The organism is Arthrobacter sp. AOP36-C1-22 (assembly GCF_052377515.1).
Lineage (GTDB): Bacteria > Actinomycetota > Actinomycetes > Actinomycetales > Micrococcaceae > Arthrobacter_H.
This window is the reverse complement of record NZ_JBQSWW010000043.1, coordinates 1-16096: the sequence shown is the minus strand read 5'-3', so window position 1 is coordinate 16096 and position 16096 is coordinate 1. Positions and strand designations below refer to the sequence as shown.

Below are 16096 nucleotides of genomic sequence, written 5' to 3'. Positions count from 1 at the left end.
AACGAATAGACCACGGTGTCTAACTCGCCAGGCCATGTCCCTATCAGCGGTCAACGCGTGCCTTCAGGTTCGGCGACAACACCCCCCGGATCATGAGTGACAGGGCAGGACAGTCATACCGAACCTGGCGACCAAACCCCGTTTATCGGAGTCCTACAAATGTAGCGGGCGCGCGCGTGGTTGCCTCGGGTTTGGGCAAGAGCTCCCCGACAGGCTAAGATGTAATGTCGGTCTTTGTTCTACAGGAGTTCTCATTAGCGATAAGCGTTCAGATCGTCCGTCGTCACGCGGAATCGATCGCAGCTCGCCGTTGGTCTTTTCGGCCAAGGAATTCGGGGGATACCCGGGTACCATGAAGACTCTTGAACGGACCGTGCCCGCTCCGCCTGAAATGGGGGCGGCACTGATCGGAATCGAAGAGGGGTCGGATATCGATCTGGATCTTCGATTCGAGGCCGTACACGAGGGAATCTTGGTTTCCGGTACAGCGTTCTCGGAAGTGTCCGGTGAATGCGGCCGTTGCCTGGAGCCTATCGAGTACGACCTCGAGTCCGACATTCAGGAGTTGTTCTTCCATGAAGGCACTGAGTTGCCCGATGAGGAGGACATGGACCAGCGACAGATCGTGGATGACTTCATCGATCTGGAGCCGGTACTGAGGGATGCAGCGGTGACCGCGCTGCCGTTCCAACCGGTGTGCCGGGAGGGCTGCGAAGGCCTCTGCGCAGAATGCGGGATTCGCCTCGCGGACGAGCCAGGGCACCACCACGAGATTCTAGATCCCCGCTGGGCAGCTCTCACCGAGCTGGCTGGCACCACCGCAGAAGATGCGGTACAGAGTACAGATTCAGTCGAGAGAGAAGAGAGTTAGCCGTGGCTGTTCCCAAGCGGAAGATGTCCCGCTCGAATACCCGGGCCCGTCGGTCCCAGTGGAAGGCAACTGCGCCGAACCTGGTCAAGACCATGGAGAACGGCCGCGTAACCTACAGCCTGCCGCACCAGGCGAAGGTCGTGACCGACTCTGCCGGCACCGAGTTGTTCCTTGAATACAAGGGGCGCAAGGTAGCAGACGTCTAATAACGTCTGATGCCTTCAACAGAAGAGCTTCTGAAGCGTCTCGGGGTCACCATCGACCCCGAGACGCTTCGTCTTGCGCTCACACATCGCTCCTATGCTTATGAGCATGGCGGCCTTCCGACCAACGAACGCCTCGAGTTCCTCGGCGATTCGGTGCTCGGCTATGCCGTGACAGACCACCTCTACCGGACCTACCCGGACCTGCCGGAGGGTGATCTCGCGAAGCGACGTGCCTCCGTTGTTAGCACCCGAGCACTCGCCGGGATAGCGCGCAGCATTGAAGTTGGACAGCATATTCTCCTCGGTCAGGGTGAGGTACTGACCCATGGCGCGGACAAGTCCTCGATCCTTGCTGACACCATGGAGGCGTTGATCGGTGCCACGTACCTCAGTGATGGCCCCGACTCGGCCCAGGCCCTGGTGATGCGGCTGGTTGCCCCGCTGCTATCGGACGTTGAACACCTCGGTGCGGGCACCGATTGGAAGACAGCGATCCAGGAAATCGCGGCAGCGCGCAAACTTGGCCCTATTGACTACTTCATCACCGGTACCGGCCCCGACCACGCGCGGGTGTTCGAGGCAACGCTACGCATTGGCAAGACGGATTATGGAACGGGCACCGGCCCCTCCAAAAAGGAGGCCGAACAGGAGGCGGCTGCTATCTCCTATCGGACGCTGGTCTCCGCGAAGCCTGCTGTGGGGCCGGAAAAGACGACGGCCCACGAGTAGATGCCGGAACTTCCGGAAGTAGAAGTCGTGAGACGCGGTCTCGAATCCTGGGTCGCTGGCCGGCGGATCGACGAAGTCGGTGTATACGACCCGCGCTCCCTCCGCCGACATCAGGACGGCCCCGCTGACTTCATTGCCACACTGCACGGCGCAACGATCACCGACATTGTGCGACGTGGAAAGTTTCTCTGGATGCCGCTCGACGGTGTACCACGAGGGGCAGCTCTTGTCGCTCACCTAGGAATGAGCGGCCAGCTGCTGGTTGAGGACTCCACGGCGCCCGACGAAAAACACCTTAAGATCACCTTCGATCTATCGGCTTCCGCCGCGAAGCCGGGACAATTGCGTTTCGTCGATCAGCGGATCTTCGGGGGCATGTTCGTCTCACCCCTGGTGCCGACCATCGACGGAGCCCCGGGGGGACAAGGTTCCCAAGCTGCAACCATTCCCCAAGCTGCCTCGCATATCGCCCGCGATGTCTTGGATCTCAATTTCGACATAGAAAGTTTCCATCGCCGGCTGCGGGCGCGTAGGACGAGTATCAAACGCGCGATTCTGGACCAGGGGCTGGTATCCGGGGTGGGCAATATCTATGCGGACGAGGCGCTGTGGGAAGCCCAGATGCACTACGCTCGTCCCACCGACACCCTGCGGCGCCCAGATACCTTCAGGCTATTTGTAGCGTTATCGACCATCATGGACCGAGCGCTTGCTGCCGGTGGAACTAGTTTCGACCAGCTTTACGTCAACGTGAACGGTGCGTCCGGCTATTTCTCTCGGTCATTGAACGCGTACGGACGCGGCGGACAACCGTGCCACCGCTGCGCAGCCGGGGGACGGACTTCGCTGGTTCGTCGGGATGCGTTCATGGGGCGTTCGTCCTACTGGTGCCCCGTCTGCCAGCGAGTTCCGGGCAACGCGCGTTTCTAGGCGGAGAAGTCGGAGACTACCGCATCGTTGAACGGCGTCCACGCATCAATCGCCCATGGGCCAAAGTCTCGGTCGGTCAAGGCAACGCATGCTAAGCCAGCTGACGGGTCAACCCAAAGGAAGGTCCCTGACTGTCCGAAATGGCCGAAAGTCTGAGCTGAGTTCTGAGTCCCAGTCCAATGGGGTGACTTGTGGTCCTTGATTTCAAAACCCAAGCCCCAGTCGTTGGGCTTCTGTCGGCCGTATCCGGGAAGAATACCGTCAACATCAGGAAATTGCACGGTGGTTGCTCGTTCCATGGTCGCGCCAGCGAGGAGAGTAGGATGCTGGAGCTCTGCTGCGAAGAGCGACAAATCGTGGAGAGATGAGACGGCATCGGCGGCGGGAGAACCTTCGAGCGCCGTTCCGGTCATGCCCAAGGGCTGCAGCACAGCTTCGGAGAGATAGATGGCAAAGGGGATGCCAGTCTCCGATTCAAGGGTCTTTCCCAGGACATCGAAGCCCGTATTCGAATAGATCCGGCGTGTACCCGGTTCGGCACGAACAGCATCAGAGGAAAAATCATAACCGCCGGTGTGCGCCAGCAGGTGATGAACCGTTGAACCTTCCGGACCTGCTGACTGATCGAGCGAAAGTGCCTCTTCTTCCAGAGCGACTAGGAATGCGAAGGCTGAGAGCAATTTGGTGACCGAAGCAAGCGGAAAAATGCGCTGGGGATCCCCCCTGCTGTCCAGGGTGTTGCCTAGGGTGTCCAGCACGGCTGCTGCGGCGTGGGGGACAGGCCATGTGTCGAGTAGGTCCAAGGCGGTCATGAGACGGTACTCCTCATCGGTTGCGGGTGGCGAGGCAGTCTATTCCGCGGTGCGCGGCGCAGTACCACCATAGTGGGCAGCGAGGCGGGACAGCCCATCGTCAATGGAAAGCAGGGGCTTCCATGCGAGGACTTCATGCGTGGTGCGTTGGTCGAACCAGTGCGCGGTTGACAATTGCTCGGCGAGGAATTCCGTCATCGGTGGCTCATCGGAGACCCAACCGCGACGCAGCGCTCCTGTCCAAAGCCTCTCTATCACTTTGCCTGCGCTGCGGGCCAAGGATCCGGGGACACTGAACTTTGGTGCGGGCACGCCGCCGGCGGCACAGATTCCGGCAATGAGCTCACCGACTGGACGCGGCTCTCCATTGGTGATGACCAAGGAGAGACCATGGGCAACGCTGATCCGTTCCAGCCCTTGAACAATCGCGGAAGCCGCATTGTCGACATACGTAGTATCGATCAGAGCCAGGCCGCCATCCAGCAAGGGCAGCCGGCCTGAACGCGCTCTATCGACGACCCGTTCCACGAGTTGTGTGTCGCCCGGGCCCCAGACGACGTGTGGGCGCAGAGCGGTCACACGAAATGACGGTCCGTTGGCTTCCAGCGCCAAGAGTTCTGCACTGGCCTTGGAACGAGCATAGTAGCCCCGCGCAGCGGCAGGTTCAGGAGCGCCGGCAGCCCCTCCGACGATCGATGATCCTAGGTGAGCCACGGAGGGCGATGAAACGTAGACGAAGTTTTCCACGCCGGCCGTACGGGCGGCGTCCAAGAGATTTCTGGTCCCTTCAATGTTCGTTGCTACGAATTCCTCCCACTCACCGGTGAAAGAGACCTTCGCAGCCAAATGTACGACAGCGGAAACGCCTTCGACAGCGGCGGCAACGGCGTGGGGATCGGTGATAGAGCCCCGACATTGTTCGACGCCGGGCAGTGATGCGGGACCGCGTTGAAAGGTCCTGACACGGTAACCGCGGGCCAGCAGTTCTTCGGCCACAGCCCGTCCCAGCATGCCACTCGCCCCGGTCACCAGGACGAGCTTGTCGTGATTGGCAGTACTCATTGCAGGGTTGCCTTTTTCCCAGACAGTAGACCAGTAGCCCACTGTGAAAGCGCGGAACGGTCGATCTTTGAATTGTGTCGGATGTCGGTGGGCAAATCGGGGATGACCAATACTGCAGCGACAGACATGGAAGTGGCTAGAATTATTGACGAACGGACATCCTGCGTCAACGCCTGGGCTGCCAGCCCTGAACGACGAGCCCGTTCCTCTGTTTCCACGATGACGACCACTGCTTGCGTGCCGGCAGGTCCGACACCGACAACAGCGGCACGACGAACGCCCGACACGGTCTCTGCAGCCAATTCTGCGGCAACGGGTGTCATCAGCCCCGAAGGAGTGGTGAGGATATGTCCCAGCCGACCCTGGACCCATAGACGCCCCGCGGAGTCGAGGTGGCCGACGTCCCCTGTGTGGTGCCAGCCGGGGTGAATAGCGCTGGCTTGTTCGGTGATCCACAACCGGTCATAGCGGTCCTTGACGTGGGGTGCTGAGACAACAATTTCTCCGACCTGGTCGGGGTTGGCTCGCAGTTTGTCTGACACCTGGCCCTGGTCATCCAAGGCAGCGATGGATACTCGGGCTCCGGCCACCGGGCGACCGACACACACGCCATCTCCCGTACCGGCCGCGAGAATTCCTTGAAGACTGATGTCGGTAATTGGCAATGCTTCAGTCATCCCGTAGGGCGTGTGAACCTCTGCCTGGGGAGCTAATTCCTGGACGACCTGTAACAAGGTGGTTCCCAGAGGTGCACCGGCTGAGAGGAGGAGTTCAACACGTTCAAGGGCAGATCGTTGGACGGAGTCGAGAGCGGCTGATGAGTCCACCACATTGACCAAGGCTGCTGGGGAGGCAAAAACGATGGTCGCGTTGATGGCCGACGCGGCATTGGCCAGCGCGGAGGCAGTCAAGGTTCGGGGCGAGGTGACGTCCATGTCGGGCGTGACGGAGACAGCCCCGAGAGCCGGACCCAGGAGTGCGAAAGGGGCAAACCCGGCCACGAGCGCATCGCCAGACTTCAATCCGTAGGTTGCCTGCAAGGTATCTCGCATGGCGGCGAGCCGCCGATGCGTATAGACGACGCCCTTCGCCGGACCAGTAGAACCAGAGGTGAATAAAATCGCGGCGTCGGCGTCGGGATCTGCCGCGGGGAACGGTGGGCCGCTAGCCGAGATGCTGAGCAGTCCTGATTTTTCTAGATCGCCAACGGTGGCGATAACGCCTAGGAGCCGGCGTTTGGCGGGGGACAGGTCTCCGGCGGAAATCCGTTGGCCGGGCCAATTCAGTACTCTGGCTGCCATCAGGGCACGTTCGATGCCAATGAGGAAACTGGGGCCCGCGCCACGGATGGCCCGGCCGAGACCCTTTGTCCCCAGCCCGGCATCGGCCACGACAATGACGGCACCCAGTCGGAGGCAAGCGTAGATCAGGGAGGTGAGCTCGGCACCTGGTGGGACCAGCAGGTTCACCCGATTGCCACGGCGAACACCTAATTCGGAGAGGCCGTGGGCAACGGCATCGACGCGTCGGGCCAGTGATGCCCACGACAGGGAAGTGGAACTTCGGACCCCACCGAGAGTGGGGCCCATGTCAACGACGGCATCGGTGTGGTCATTACGGCGGGCATCCAGTTCGGCAAGCATGCTCCGGAATTCGGTATTCACGTCGAGAGGCGGTAAACCGTGTTGGGATCCGGCATTGGCACGTGACGGAGCGTCGTCCTGGAGCGAAGACTTTGTTCCCGGCCTTTTGCACACCGTGGAGGTGAGCCAAGCCAATAGGGGAGAGGCGATATCCCGATCTTCGGGAAGGAGGTGACCGGCACCTTCGAAACGGTGCACATCTGCTTGAGGTAAACGGTCCATCAGGTCGCGCAGATAGCGGTCGGAGAAAATAGGATCGCGCGGCCCCCACATCATGAGAGCCGGGACATTGAGCGTCTGGATGTCCGCGGAAATCTGCTCCAAAGCGTGCCAACTGGGGTGCTCCGGCGTCGCCGGAATGTCAGCGACGAAGTTGGCTACACCCGCACGCGCTGGTGTTGAGCGGTACGGTGACATGAAGGCGGATTCAACATCGGAAGTAAGCCTCGGGTGTGCCAGCGCGTGGGTGACCTTGAGGAACGTCGGGGTGGCGCGCGTGCCCCAACCATGGACCGCAGGGTGCAGTGCAAGACTGAGGGCAGGTGGTAGGGAGAAACCTGCGGGGTGAACTGCGGTGTTCGTCAAGACGATGCCTGCCAGCTGTTCGCGATGCCGTGTCGCCCATCCCAGGGAGATGAGCCCTCCCCAGTCGTGGCCGAGAGTCACCACGGGGCCTTCAATTCCCAGTGCGTCGGTCACGTCCCCGAGGTCGGTGACTCGATCCGCTAGTCGGCGAAATGTGCCAGTCCGGTCGGAATAACCCATATCGAGCTGATCGACGGCTACTACGCGCCATGGGGTTTCGGCCTCGGCGCCGGCTTCAAGGACGCTGCGCCAGAGGTAGGACCATGTGGGATTTCCGTGTACGGCCAGAATGGTTCCTGCTGGTGCTGCCTCCCGAGCTTCGAGCGCTGGCAGGTTGTCCAATAAATGCCATTGGTGGGAGGACCCGGCGGGATCACAGCTGGCTGTTGAGGGGACGGTAAGGTATCGGGAGAATTCCGGGCGGACCCCGGGCCAGCTCCTTGCTACCACGCCAGATCCAGCATTGCCGTGTTCAGACCGGAACCGACACCCATGCAAAGCACTCTGTCTCCTGGGTTGAGCGTGTTCGCCTCTTGGGCCAGCGTCATGGGAAGCGAAGCAGGACCGACGTTTCCCCATTTCGGGAACGTGATCGGCACCCGGTCCCGAACGAGGTTCACGGCCTTGATAATGGCATTGGTATACGAATTGGACACTTGGTGTGTGACATAACGGTCCATGGACCCCCAGTTCCAACCGTCCTGATGGGCTTCGTCCCAGGCGTCGACGACGAGTTTCAGACCGTTGTCGAGCAGGCCTTTCGTGTCGGTGTACATCCCCTGTGGGCCGCCAACGCACAGTTCGTGATGTTCGCTTCCGGCGCGTGAGACGCCTCCGAGGATGCGGTGTGAGCCTGGGTGTTCGTCGGCGCGGCCGATGACCGCGGCTGCAGCACCAGAGCCCAAGGTCAGGGTTGCGAATTCGCGGAGGTAGTCCTCACGTGTGGAATCTTCGCGGTTCAATCGATCGAAGGTTGGTTCCTGGGCAATCTGGGAATCTTCACCAGCGACGATCAGTGCGTACTTAATCTGCCCGGAATCGATCATATTCGCGGCCAGCGTCATGCCGTTGACGAATCCGAGGCAAGCGTTGGCTAGGTCGAAGTTCATGGCTGAGGACGGTAGACCGAGCCCATTGTGGACTTTGACGGCTACGGAGGGCTCAAGATTCCTGCGGGTGACCGAGGTATTGATGAGCAGGCCGATCTCGCCGGCTTCAACTCCGGCTTCGGCTAACGCCTTGGATCCGGCTTCGATAGCCGCGTCGTCGAATCCTGTTCCTTCCGGCCACCAGCGTCGTTCGCTGACACCGGCTACCCGTTCGAGGAGCTTCTTGGACAGACGCAGTCGCTTGAGGCTCGGCTCTAGTCGCTTATCGAATTCGCTCGAGGTGACGACGACGGGAGCCTCCACACTCGTAACGGCAATAACCGCCGAGTTGGTGTGTCGAAACGTTGCATTGCCGCTCAATATCCAGCCTTCGTCCATATAGGATTCATCTGCCGCCGACGCATCCCTATGATGCGAAGACTCTCCAACCGTTAACTATGCACTCTGCGAAGTGGTTCCCGCACATTCGCCATGCGGTATGAACGCCGCCTGTGACTTTTCTCCCCTCGAGTGGCAAACCCGCCGCGGGAGTCCAGACACAGTAGATTGGAGGGAGGAAGACCTTTGCCCCGCCGTCCGAAAGACCTCCGTGCATCTCAAGACCCTGACCGTTCGTGGATTCAAGTCGTTCGCCTCAGCGACGACTTTTGAGTTCGAACCCGGCGTCACTGCCGTGGTTGGCCCGAATGGTTCTGGGAAATCCAACGTCGTCGACGCCTTGTCGTGGGTGATGGGGGAGCAGGGAGCTAAGACACTCCGTGGCGGCAAGATGGAAGATGTCATCTTCGCCGGAACCTCTGGCCGTCCGGCGTTAGGGCGGGCTCAGGTCTCGCTAACTATCGATAATGCAGATGGTGCCCTGCCCATCGAATATTCAGAAGTGACGATCACCCGGACCCTGTTCCGGGCTGGCGGCTCTGAATATGCCATCAATGGTCAGTCCTGCCGCTTGCTCGATATCCAAGAATTGCTTTCCGACACCGGAATGGGCCGGGAGATGCACGTCATCGTCGGGCAAGGGCAGCTGGACCGTATCCTTCATGCCACATCTGATGAACGCCGAGGTTTTATTGAGGAAGCCGCTGGGGTGCTGAAGCACCGCAGACGTCGGGAAAAGACCGTACGCAAACTCGAGTCAATGGCCACCAACCTCTCGCGCCTTCAGGACCTCACAGGAGAGGTTCGGCGCCAGCTGACACCGTTGGGTAAACAGGCTGACGTTGCACGTCGGGCACAGTCGGTCCAATTTGAGGTGCGCGATGCGCGTTCTCGGCTCTTGGCCGACGAGTTGGTGACCCTCCAAGAAGCCCTCCATCGCGAGGTCGAAGACGAACGACGAATTCTTGTGCGACGGGACGAAGTCGACGTGGAGGTTACCCGAGTCGGCGCCCGGCTCGAGGAGCTGGAATCTGCTGCCGCGAGCATTATTCCTGCCCTCAACTCCACTAGAGAGACATGGCACGGGTTGAACACCATGAAAGAACGGTACAGATCTCTGGACGCCTTGGCGATAGAACGCGAACGCGGCTTGGCTGAGCAGAGTCGCGTCGTGCACGATCCGTCGCGGGAACCGGACCGGTTAGAAAGCCAAGCACAGCGTTTACGCGTTGATCTGGAAGAGCTTGAGAACGAACGCGATAAGTCATCAAATGTACTCGATTCCGCGATTGCTGATCGGAAGGAATCGGAACAGGCCGCGGCCGAGGAAGGCCGCCGAATGACCGAATTGATGCGTGCCATAGCTGACCGTCGCGAGGGACTGGCTACCTTGGCCGGAAAGGTCGCCTCGGCACGCAGCCGCGTCGAATCACTCGAGGGTGAGCTGGGCAGACTGCGGGCATCGGCCGAACTCGCACGTGTACGCGGTTCTGAGGCACAGATGAAATATACCGAACTGGAACAGCAGGCTAGCGGTGTTGAGGACACGGAAGAGGACCTGGACGCTTCGCACGAATTGGCCGAGGAACGTTTGGCGTCCTGCGATCGAGAGTTGGAGCAGTTAGTTTCTCGGGAGCAAAAAGCAGAACGTGAACGGGCCGCTCTTCAAGCTCGTCTTGACGCACTGCACTCTGCGATGAGCCGCAAGGATGCCTCCGAGGAGATTCTTGCAGCAGGGCATCAGGGCATTAGGGGGCGTATTAGTGCAGAGCTCCATGTCGAACCCGGATACGACGGGGCGATTGCCGCTGCGCTAGGTACCTACGCCGAGGCGCTAAGTGCCTGTAGCGCCGACGAAGCTCAGCATGTTTTGGACACAGTCGTCGAACAGGAATCAGGCCGTGTCCACCTGATCTTTCCGCAGGCAGCCGAGTCAGATGCTCTTCTCGCGGACCAGCGGACGGAAACGCACGCGAAGAGGAATCTACTGCCCGCTGGCGGCTTGTGGGCTTCGGGCCTCGTGGATGTCAAGGAAGCATCCCCCGACGGCCTCGCCGAAGCTGTCCGGCATCTTCTGCGCAACGTCATCGTCGCTGAAAATAGGAAAGGCGCTGTTGAACTCCTGACCGCAGCACCCCAATTTACTGTGGTCACTCGCGATGGCGTGGTCCATTCGACGAATAGCCTTGCCGGAGGATCTGGCACCGGTTCATCACTTGTGGAGCAACAAGCGGCCATTGATGCCACCAACGTCGAACTCCATGACGTCACCGCATGCTACGAACAGCTTCGTTTCCAACGCTCAGCGCTGGAAACTACACGCAGCGAGGCTGCCGGGGCTGTCGATACGGCACTTGAAAAGTTGTACCAATCAGATGCCCGCATTACCGGCGTTGCTGAACAGCTGGCAACTCTCGGAGCCACAGCCCGAGAAGCTGCCGCAGAGGTCGAAAGATCAAGAGACCGGATCAGCGTTGCCACGGAGTCGGTAGCCGAAGCCAAGAAAACCCTGGCTGCACTTGAGGAGCGCCTGGCTGCTACCCGGGAGGCCCCAGCTGATGAAGAACCAGACAGCTCAACGCGCGCGAGGCTAGATGCAGAGGCCGCCAAGGCCCGTGAGCGAGAGCTTGACGCACGGTTGGCTCTGCGGGGCAGTGAAGAGCAGGTCAAGAGCTTGTCGAGCCGCATTGAATCACTCGTGAAATCCGCCGCGGGGGAACGCCGTAACCGTGAACAGGCTGAGCGGAGAGCCGCGCTACGACGTCGTCAAGCCAAACGTGCTCAAGCCGTCGGACAGGCGATCTTGTTGGTGCAAGAACACCTTGAATGCTCATTGCAGGAAGCTGCGGACGAACACGCACGGCTAACGAAGCATCGCGACCAAATAAATGTCGAGCTGGGGCAAACCAGAACCCGATCAAATGAACTAGGTAGTGAGTTGGCCGGGCTCACTGATTCCGTGCATCGTGATGAGTTGGCGCGTGCCCAACAACACCTGCGCATTGAAAGCCTTGAAGCCCGGGCCCTCGCAGAGTTGGGGATGACGCCTGAGCATCTCATCGAAAACTATGGTCCCGACCTACCGGTCCCACAACCTGACCAGGAGAGTGATAAGTGGGCGGCTTTGCGTCAAGACGTGGACATGGACGGAAACCCGGAGCCGGTGGGACGACCCTTCGACCGTCACGAGCAGGAAAAACGTTTACGGAAGGCAGAAAAGGATCTAGCGTCCTTGGGCAAGGTCAACCCCTTGGCCTTAGAAGAGTTTGCGGCACTTGAGGAACGCCACAGGTTCCTGGCGGAGCAACTTGAGGATCTGAAATCCAGTCGCAAAGACCTTCTGGACATCATTCGCGACGTGGATGAACGAGTTGAACGCGTCTTCACGGAGGCCTTCGACGATACGGCCGAACAGTTTGAACAAGTCTTTGCCACACTGTTCCCGGGCGGTGAGGGAAAACTGGTGTTGACCGACCCAGACGACATGCTCAATACGGGGATCGAAGTGCAAGCCCGTCCAGCCGGCAAGAAGATCAAGCGTCTCTCACTACTTTCTGGTGGAGAGCGATCATTGACTGCCGTTGCGCTCCTGGTAGCGATCTTCAAAGCCCGCCCATCGCCCTTCTACGTGATGGATGAGGTCGAGGCTGCCCTGGACGATACGAACTTGGGGCGACTACTGGTGATTTTCCGCGAGCTCCAAGAAGTTAGTCAGCTGATCATCATCACGCATCAAAAGCGCACGATGGAGATCGCTGACGCCCTGTATGGCGTCTCCATGCGCGGCGATGGGGTCACGAAGGTCATTAGCCAACGGTTGTAGACCGCCTTTCATTTACGCGAATCCATGCAGCTGCACCGGCCACGCCGATGATTCCGGTTACGACGAATGCCCACCCGAAGCCCATCTGGTCCGCGATGAGCCCCGCAACTACGGGGCCTAAAATGGCGCCGGAATCGCTGGCCATCTGGAAGCCGGCCATGACTTTGCCGCCATTGTGATCGCGGCCGATGACGTCGGCTACGGCAGCTTGCTGCGCGGGGTTCATAAATCCGATACCGGCGCCGGCAATGATCGAGAGCGCGATAAACAGTACCGCGTTGTCGGTCAGCCCAATCCCGGCCATGGCGACTGACCCCACCGTCAGTCCGACCAAAACCGGCATGCGCCGCCCATATTTATCGGTGATTCGTCCGGCAAAGGTGAGCGCAGCACCGTTTCCAATGGCGAATATTCCCAACGACAGACCTGCTAGTGCTGCCCCATCGTCAAAGACCTGCGCGGCAAACAGGGGTACCAAGGCTACCCGTACGCCGAAATTGGACCATCCATTCGCGAAGCCCGAAAACAAGGCAGCCCGATAAGTTGGACTCTTCAAGGCAGCGGCGAATGACATCGCTGGGCGTTCGTCGCGGGGCCCACGTTTCGCGCCCGATCGCACTCCCAAAAGAGACAGGTACACGATAGCTGCTGCGATGATCAGTGCTCCGCCGTAGATAAAGAACGGCAAGCGGTAACCGAAGACGGCTAGGAAACCGCCGAGCACAGGACCCACGATGTTACCGATCAGGAATGATCCGGCGTAGTAGCCCGAGATTCGACCTCGTATCTCGGTGGGCGCTAGCCGGGCGATGAGCGACATAGCGGAAACAGTGAACATGGTCGAACCCAGACCACCAGCTGCCCTGAAGACCAGCAATTGGGTGTAGTCCTGCGCAAAACCACAGAGGATGGTCGATACCGCAACGATGAGCACGCCGCCGACATACACCGGGGGCTCACTGAGAGCCGACGTCAATCGACCACTGACCGGGGCAAAGGCTAAACGGGTGAGTGCGAAAACACTGACGATGAAACCGGCTTGGGCGATCCCGACGTCGAAGCTCTTGGCAAATTGGGGCAGAATCGGTGCGATCAGGCCGAAGCCCAACGCGATCACGAAAGCCGCAGCAATTAGGACCTTAATTTCGCGGGGGATCGTCGGTTGTTTCGGAGGACGTATGGGTGTGCTCATCAAGCCAACAGCCTAGTCTGTGAGAAGCTAGTCCCGTGTCTACAGAAACCCTCCTGATTATTGCCATCGTCATCGTTGTAGTCCTTGTCGTGGGCTTGGGAACTGCCTTCTTCCTCCGGGGACGCAAGACGCCCCCCGGTACCTACGACGGACCCCGGGACGCGAATGATCCGGCCCCCGGGAATGCCAGCAGTGATGGAACCGACACGCTGACCCATCCGGGTAAAGCTCTTGAGCAGGACGTCGAAAGTGTGGGCGGCCCGGGCACTGCACCGGCCCCCGAAGATTCAATAGGAAAACAAGAGATTGCCGTTGATGTCCCGGCGCCAGTTCTCGGTCGGCTGGCGCGCCTCCGGGCGCGTCTGGTCAAGTCAAACAACGCTTTGGGAAAAGGCCTATTGTCCCTGTTGTCACAGGACAACATTGACGAAGACGTTTGGGACGAGATCGAGGAAACGCTGCTGCTGGCAGACCTCGGCAGTGAACCCACCCAGGAACTGGTTGAAGCACTTCGTGAACGGGTGAAGGTCGAAGGCCACCGTGACCCTGTCCAGGTCAGGTCGATGCTTCGTACTGAACTCATCAAACTGGTTGATCCGAGCATGGACCGCTCCATCGTTTCCGATCGGCAGCCCACCGGCCCGTCGATCGTCATGGTCGTCGGCGTCAACGGCGTCGGAAAAACGACCACCATCGGCAAGATTGCCCGCGTCCTCGTTGCCGAGGACAAAGACGTGCTCCTCGGGGCTGCTGACACGTTCCGTGCAGCAGCTGCCGAACAATTGGCAACGTGGGGGGCCCGAGTAGGTGTCCCTACCGTCCGTTCCGATGTTGACGGTGCAGACCCCGCGTCCGTGGCTTTCGAAGCCGTGAAGGCTGGTATCGATCAGGAAGTTGACGTTGTCATGATCGACACCGCCGGCCGCCTGCAGAACAAGGTCGGGCTGATGGACGAACTGGGCAAAATTAAGCGAGTCGTTGAAAAGCAGGCTGCCGTCAATGAGGTTCTGCTCGTCCTCGACGCCACCACTGGCCAGAATGGCCTGAACCAGGCGAAGGTGTTCTCCGAAGTTGTTAACGTCACCGGAATTGTTCTGACCAAACTCGACGGAACGGCAAAAGGTGGCATCGTTGTCGCTATCCAGCGCCAACTCGGTGTGCCGGTAAAGCTGATCGGATTGGGCGAGGGACCTGACGATCTGGCACCTTTCGACGCAGAGGGCTTTGTCGACGCACTACTCGATTAAAAATGAGTCTCGCAGAAGATGGGTAGTAGACCAGTTAGAATATCAAGCGCCGGACACCATCGGGGGGAACGACCGATTGGAGTAACAGTGATTGCTGGCTGGAGGCTTTTCGAAGCCCTGCATAGAGATACCGTCCTACTCAAGTACAACTGTCCGCCACCAACCGCAGAAGCATACGGCTGGTTAAAGGCGGGCACTCCGATTAAACTGTCACACGACGTGAGGATAGAACAGAATAGTGGCCTATATGGGGGGGCCTATAAAGGCATGCCGGGAGGGCGCAGGCGTCCTGGGTTCGCTTCTATCGGCGCGTTCAGCTACTCGATGTCAGCGTTGCCCGATGGGGTTAATGTCGGCAGGTACTGCTCTATCTCCACAGGACTTCGTTTCACGGATTCCGTGCATCCATTAAATCTGTTAACCACCTCAGCCATCAGCTTCCGCTCACGGAATATGCTGTACAAGGGCTCTCAGACTCAAAGTCTTTTGGAGTATGCGGCGGATTTTGACGTGACCGGAGAGAAGCCGTACCCAACCATAGGACACGACGTGTGGATCGGTACTGGGGTTACCATAAACATGGGCATCACTGTTGGTACCGGCTCGATGATCGCCGCAAATTCCACTGTCACAAAAGACGTTCCGCCATATTCAATTGTTGGTGGGAATCCAGCGAAGGTAATCCGCATGCGAATTCATCCGGACATTGGTGAGAAACTTCTTGAGAGTAAATGGTGGGAATATGAGCCCCAGTATCTTTTCGAAGATGTAGATACCTCTTTAGACCTGTTGGCAGATCGCATCCTCGATGGCCATGTGCCTCGTGCCCATTTCCGCTCGTTGAGAGTCACAGACTACTTGGATTCGGACCAAGAGTAGACCCATTGCCGGTTCGGCGTTGCAGAGGTATTCAGTGTGGTTTTATTCTGGGAAGTATCCCAGCGAGTTCCTGAGAATTCTTCGATAGGGTCTCGCATCCCATGATTGTGGTCAACGTGTCTAAACCGAATTAATCCCCCGAACGATTCCGCTTGGGGATGGATCTCGATAAATAAACCTTCGCTTCTTGCTCAGGAAGACTGGGCTGAGGAAAACTCACGACGTCGAGCAATAGACCGTCACTGAAGCGTCGGCTGGACCACGCCTATACAGCGACGGAATATCGCATAGGCGAAATTCTTATTGTTCTCGAGTGGCCTTTGGACAGATATGTGCAGGGCACGGCTTAGAGCCAGTTGGTGCGTCAGAAGTTCGTCTGGCTGGGCCCCACCGTAGAAGTCCAGTGACTATGTGAGTTTCGCATCCGATAGTGGATGCAGGAGGAAATCCACGAGTCATAGCACGCAGACATACCCCGGACCAGGTCATCGCCAAGGTCCGACAGGGACAGAGGATGCTCAACGAATATCGCCCACTCATCGAGTTCCTGAAAGAACTCGAGGTCACCGAAGCGACTTGGTACCGGTGGCTAAATCAATACGGCGGTGAGAAGAACGCCGAGTCATCTAG

The 16096-nt window shown here is 59.1% G+C and carries 12 protein-coding genes and 1 pseudogene; 8 read left to right on the top strand and 5 right to left on the bottom strand.

Annotation, left to right across the window (positions count from 1 at the left end; genetic code table 11):
- Positions 1–352: 352 nt before the first annotated feature.
- Genes ACT3S6_RS15310 through mutM form a run of 4 tightly spaced genes read left to right on the top strand, consistent with a single transcriptional unit; the run spans position 353 to position 2736 of the window.
- Entirely contained in the window at positions 353–871 is a 519-nt protein-coding gene (locus tag ACT3S6_RS15310; protein WP_179204236.1) for a YceD family protein, read from the top strand.
- A 2-nt stretch (positions 872–873) separates the two neighbouring features.
- Entirely contained in the window at positions 874–1077 is a 204-nt protein-coding gene (gene rpmF / locus ACT3S6_RS15305; protein WP_444555669.1) for a 50S ribosomal protein L32, read from the top strand.
- Positions 1078–1086: 9 nt separating this feature from the next.
- The gene (gene rnc, locus ACT3S6_RS15300; protein ID WP_086996301.1) at positions 1087–1806 is read left to right on the top strand and encodes a ribonuclease III; all 720 of its coding nucleotides are present in this window, start codon (positions 1087–1089) and stop codon (positions 1804–1806) included.
- Complete coding sequence (gene mutM, locus ACT3S6_RS15295; protein WP_086996304.1) at positions 1807–2736, top strand: bifunctional DNA-formamidopyrimidine glycosylase/DNA-(apurinic or apyrimidinic site) lyase; 930 nt, start codon at positions 1807–1809, stop codon at positions 2734–2736.
- Here the strand turns inward: mutM and ACT3S6_RS15290 are convergent.
- From ACT3S6_RS15290 to ACT3S6_RS15275, 4 genes are read right to left on the bottom strand one after another with little or no spacing between them, the layout of a single operon-like run.
- Positions 2733–3548 (bottom strand): serine hydrolase domain-containing protein, encoded by an 816-nt coding sequence (locus ACT3S6_RS15290; protein WP_086996307.1) that lies wholly within the window; start codon positions 3546–3548, stop codon positions 2733–2735. The genes mutM and ACT3S6_RS15290 overlap by 4 nt on opposite strands.
- A gap of 39 nt (positions 3549–3587) precedes the next feature.
- Positions 3588–4610, bottom strand: coding sequence for an NAD-dependent epimerase/dehydratase family protein (locus ACT3S6_RS15285; protein ID WP_086996310.1), 1023 nt, complete (start codon positions 4608–4610; stop codon positions 3588–3590).
- A complete protein-coding gene (locus ACT3S6_RS15280) occupies positions 4607–7288 on the bottom strand; it encodes an alpha/beta fold hydrolase (RefSeq protein ID WP_444555668.1) in 2682 nt (893 codons plus the stop codon). Before ACT3S6_RS15280 ends, ACT3S6_RS15285 begins: the two co-directional genes overlap by 4 nt.
- Complete coding sequence (locus ACT3S6_RS15275; RefSeq protein WP_444555670.1) at positions 7282–8307, bottom strand: 3-oxoacyl-ACP synthase III; 1026 nt, start codon at positions 8305–8307, stop codon at positions 7282–7284. Before ACT3S6_RS15275 ends, ACT3S6_RS15280 begins: the two co-directional genes overlap by 7 nt.
- A gap of 229 nt (positions 8308–8536) precedes the next feature.
- Here ACT3S6_RS15275 and smc point away from each other — a divergent pair, with 229 nt between their 5' ends.
- The gene (gene smc, locus ACT3S6_RS15270) at positions 8537–12148 is read left to right on the top strand and encodes a chromosome segregation protein SMC (protein ID WP_444555667.1); all 3612 of its coding nucleotides are present in this window, start codon (positions 8537–8539) and stop codon (positions 12146–12148) included.
- Here smc and ACT3S6_RS15265 read toward each other — a convergent pair.
- Positions 12132–13340, bottom strand: coding sequence for an MFS transporter (locus ACT3S6_RS15265; protein ID WP_086996323.1), 1209 nt, complete (start codon positions 13338–13340; stop codon positions 12132–12134). The genes smc and ACT3S6_RS15265 overlap by 17 nt on opposite strands.
- 35 nt (positions 13341–13375) lie before the next feature.
- Between ACT3S6_RS15265 and ftsY the strand changes: the two genes are divergently transcribed.
- The 3 genes and pseudogenes from ftsY to ACT3S6_RS15250 all read left to right on the top strand — a co-directional run.
- Positions 13376–14587 (top strand): signal recognition particle-docking protein FtsY, encoded by a 1212-nt coding sequence (ftsY, locus tag ACT3S6_RS15260; RefSeq protein ID WP_444555666.1) that lies wholly within the window; start codon positions 13376–13378, stop codon positions 14585–14587.
- A gap of 87 nt (positions 14588–14674) precedes the next feature.
- The gene (locus ACT3S6_RS15255) at positions 14675–15466 is read left to right on the top strand and encodes a CatB-related O-acetyltransferase (RefSeq protein WP_444555665.1); all 792 of its coding nucleotides are present in this window, start codon (positions 14675–14677) and stop codon (positions 15464–15466) included.
- 457 nt (positions 15467–15923) lie between these two features.
- Positions 15924–16096: pseudogene (locus ACT3S6_RS15250) on the top strand (IS3 family transposase); the annotation flags it as partial.

Bases quoted from the DNA above. Each gene is read 5' to 3' on its own strand.
- ACT3S6_RS15310 (WP_179204236.1), top strand. From the start codon at position 353: ATGAAGACTCTTGAACGGACCGTGCCCGCTCCGCCTGAAATGGGGGCG.
- rnc (WP_086996301.1), top strand. From the start codon at position 1,087: ATGCCTTCAACAGAAGAGCTTCTGAAGCGTCTCGGGGTCACCATCGAC.
- mutM (WP_086996304.1), top strand. From the start codon at position 1,807: ATGCCGGAACTTCCGGAAGTAGAAGTCGTGAGACGCGGTCTCGAATCC.
- ACT3S6_RS15290 (WP_086996307.1), bottom strand. From the start codon at position 3,548: ATGACCGCCTTGGACCTACTCGACACATGGCCTGTCCCCCACGCCGCA.
- ACT3S6_RS15285 (WP_086996310.1), bottom strand. From the start codon at position 4,610: ATGAGTACTGCCAATCACGACAAGCTCGTCCTGGTGACCGGGGCGAGT.
- ACT3S6_RS15265 (WP_086996323.1), bottom strand. From the start codon at position 13,340: ATGAGCACACCCATACGTCCTCCGAAACAACCGACGATCCCCCGCGAA.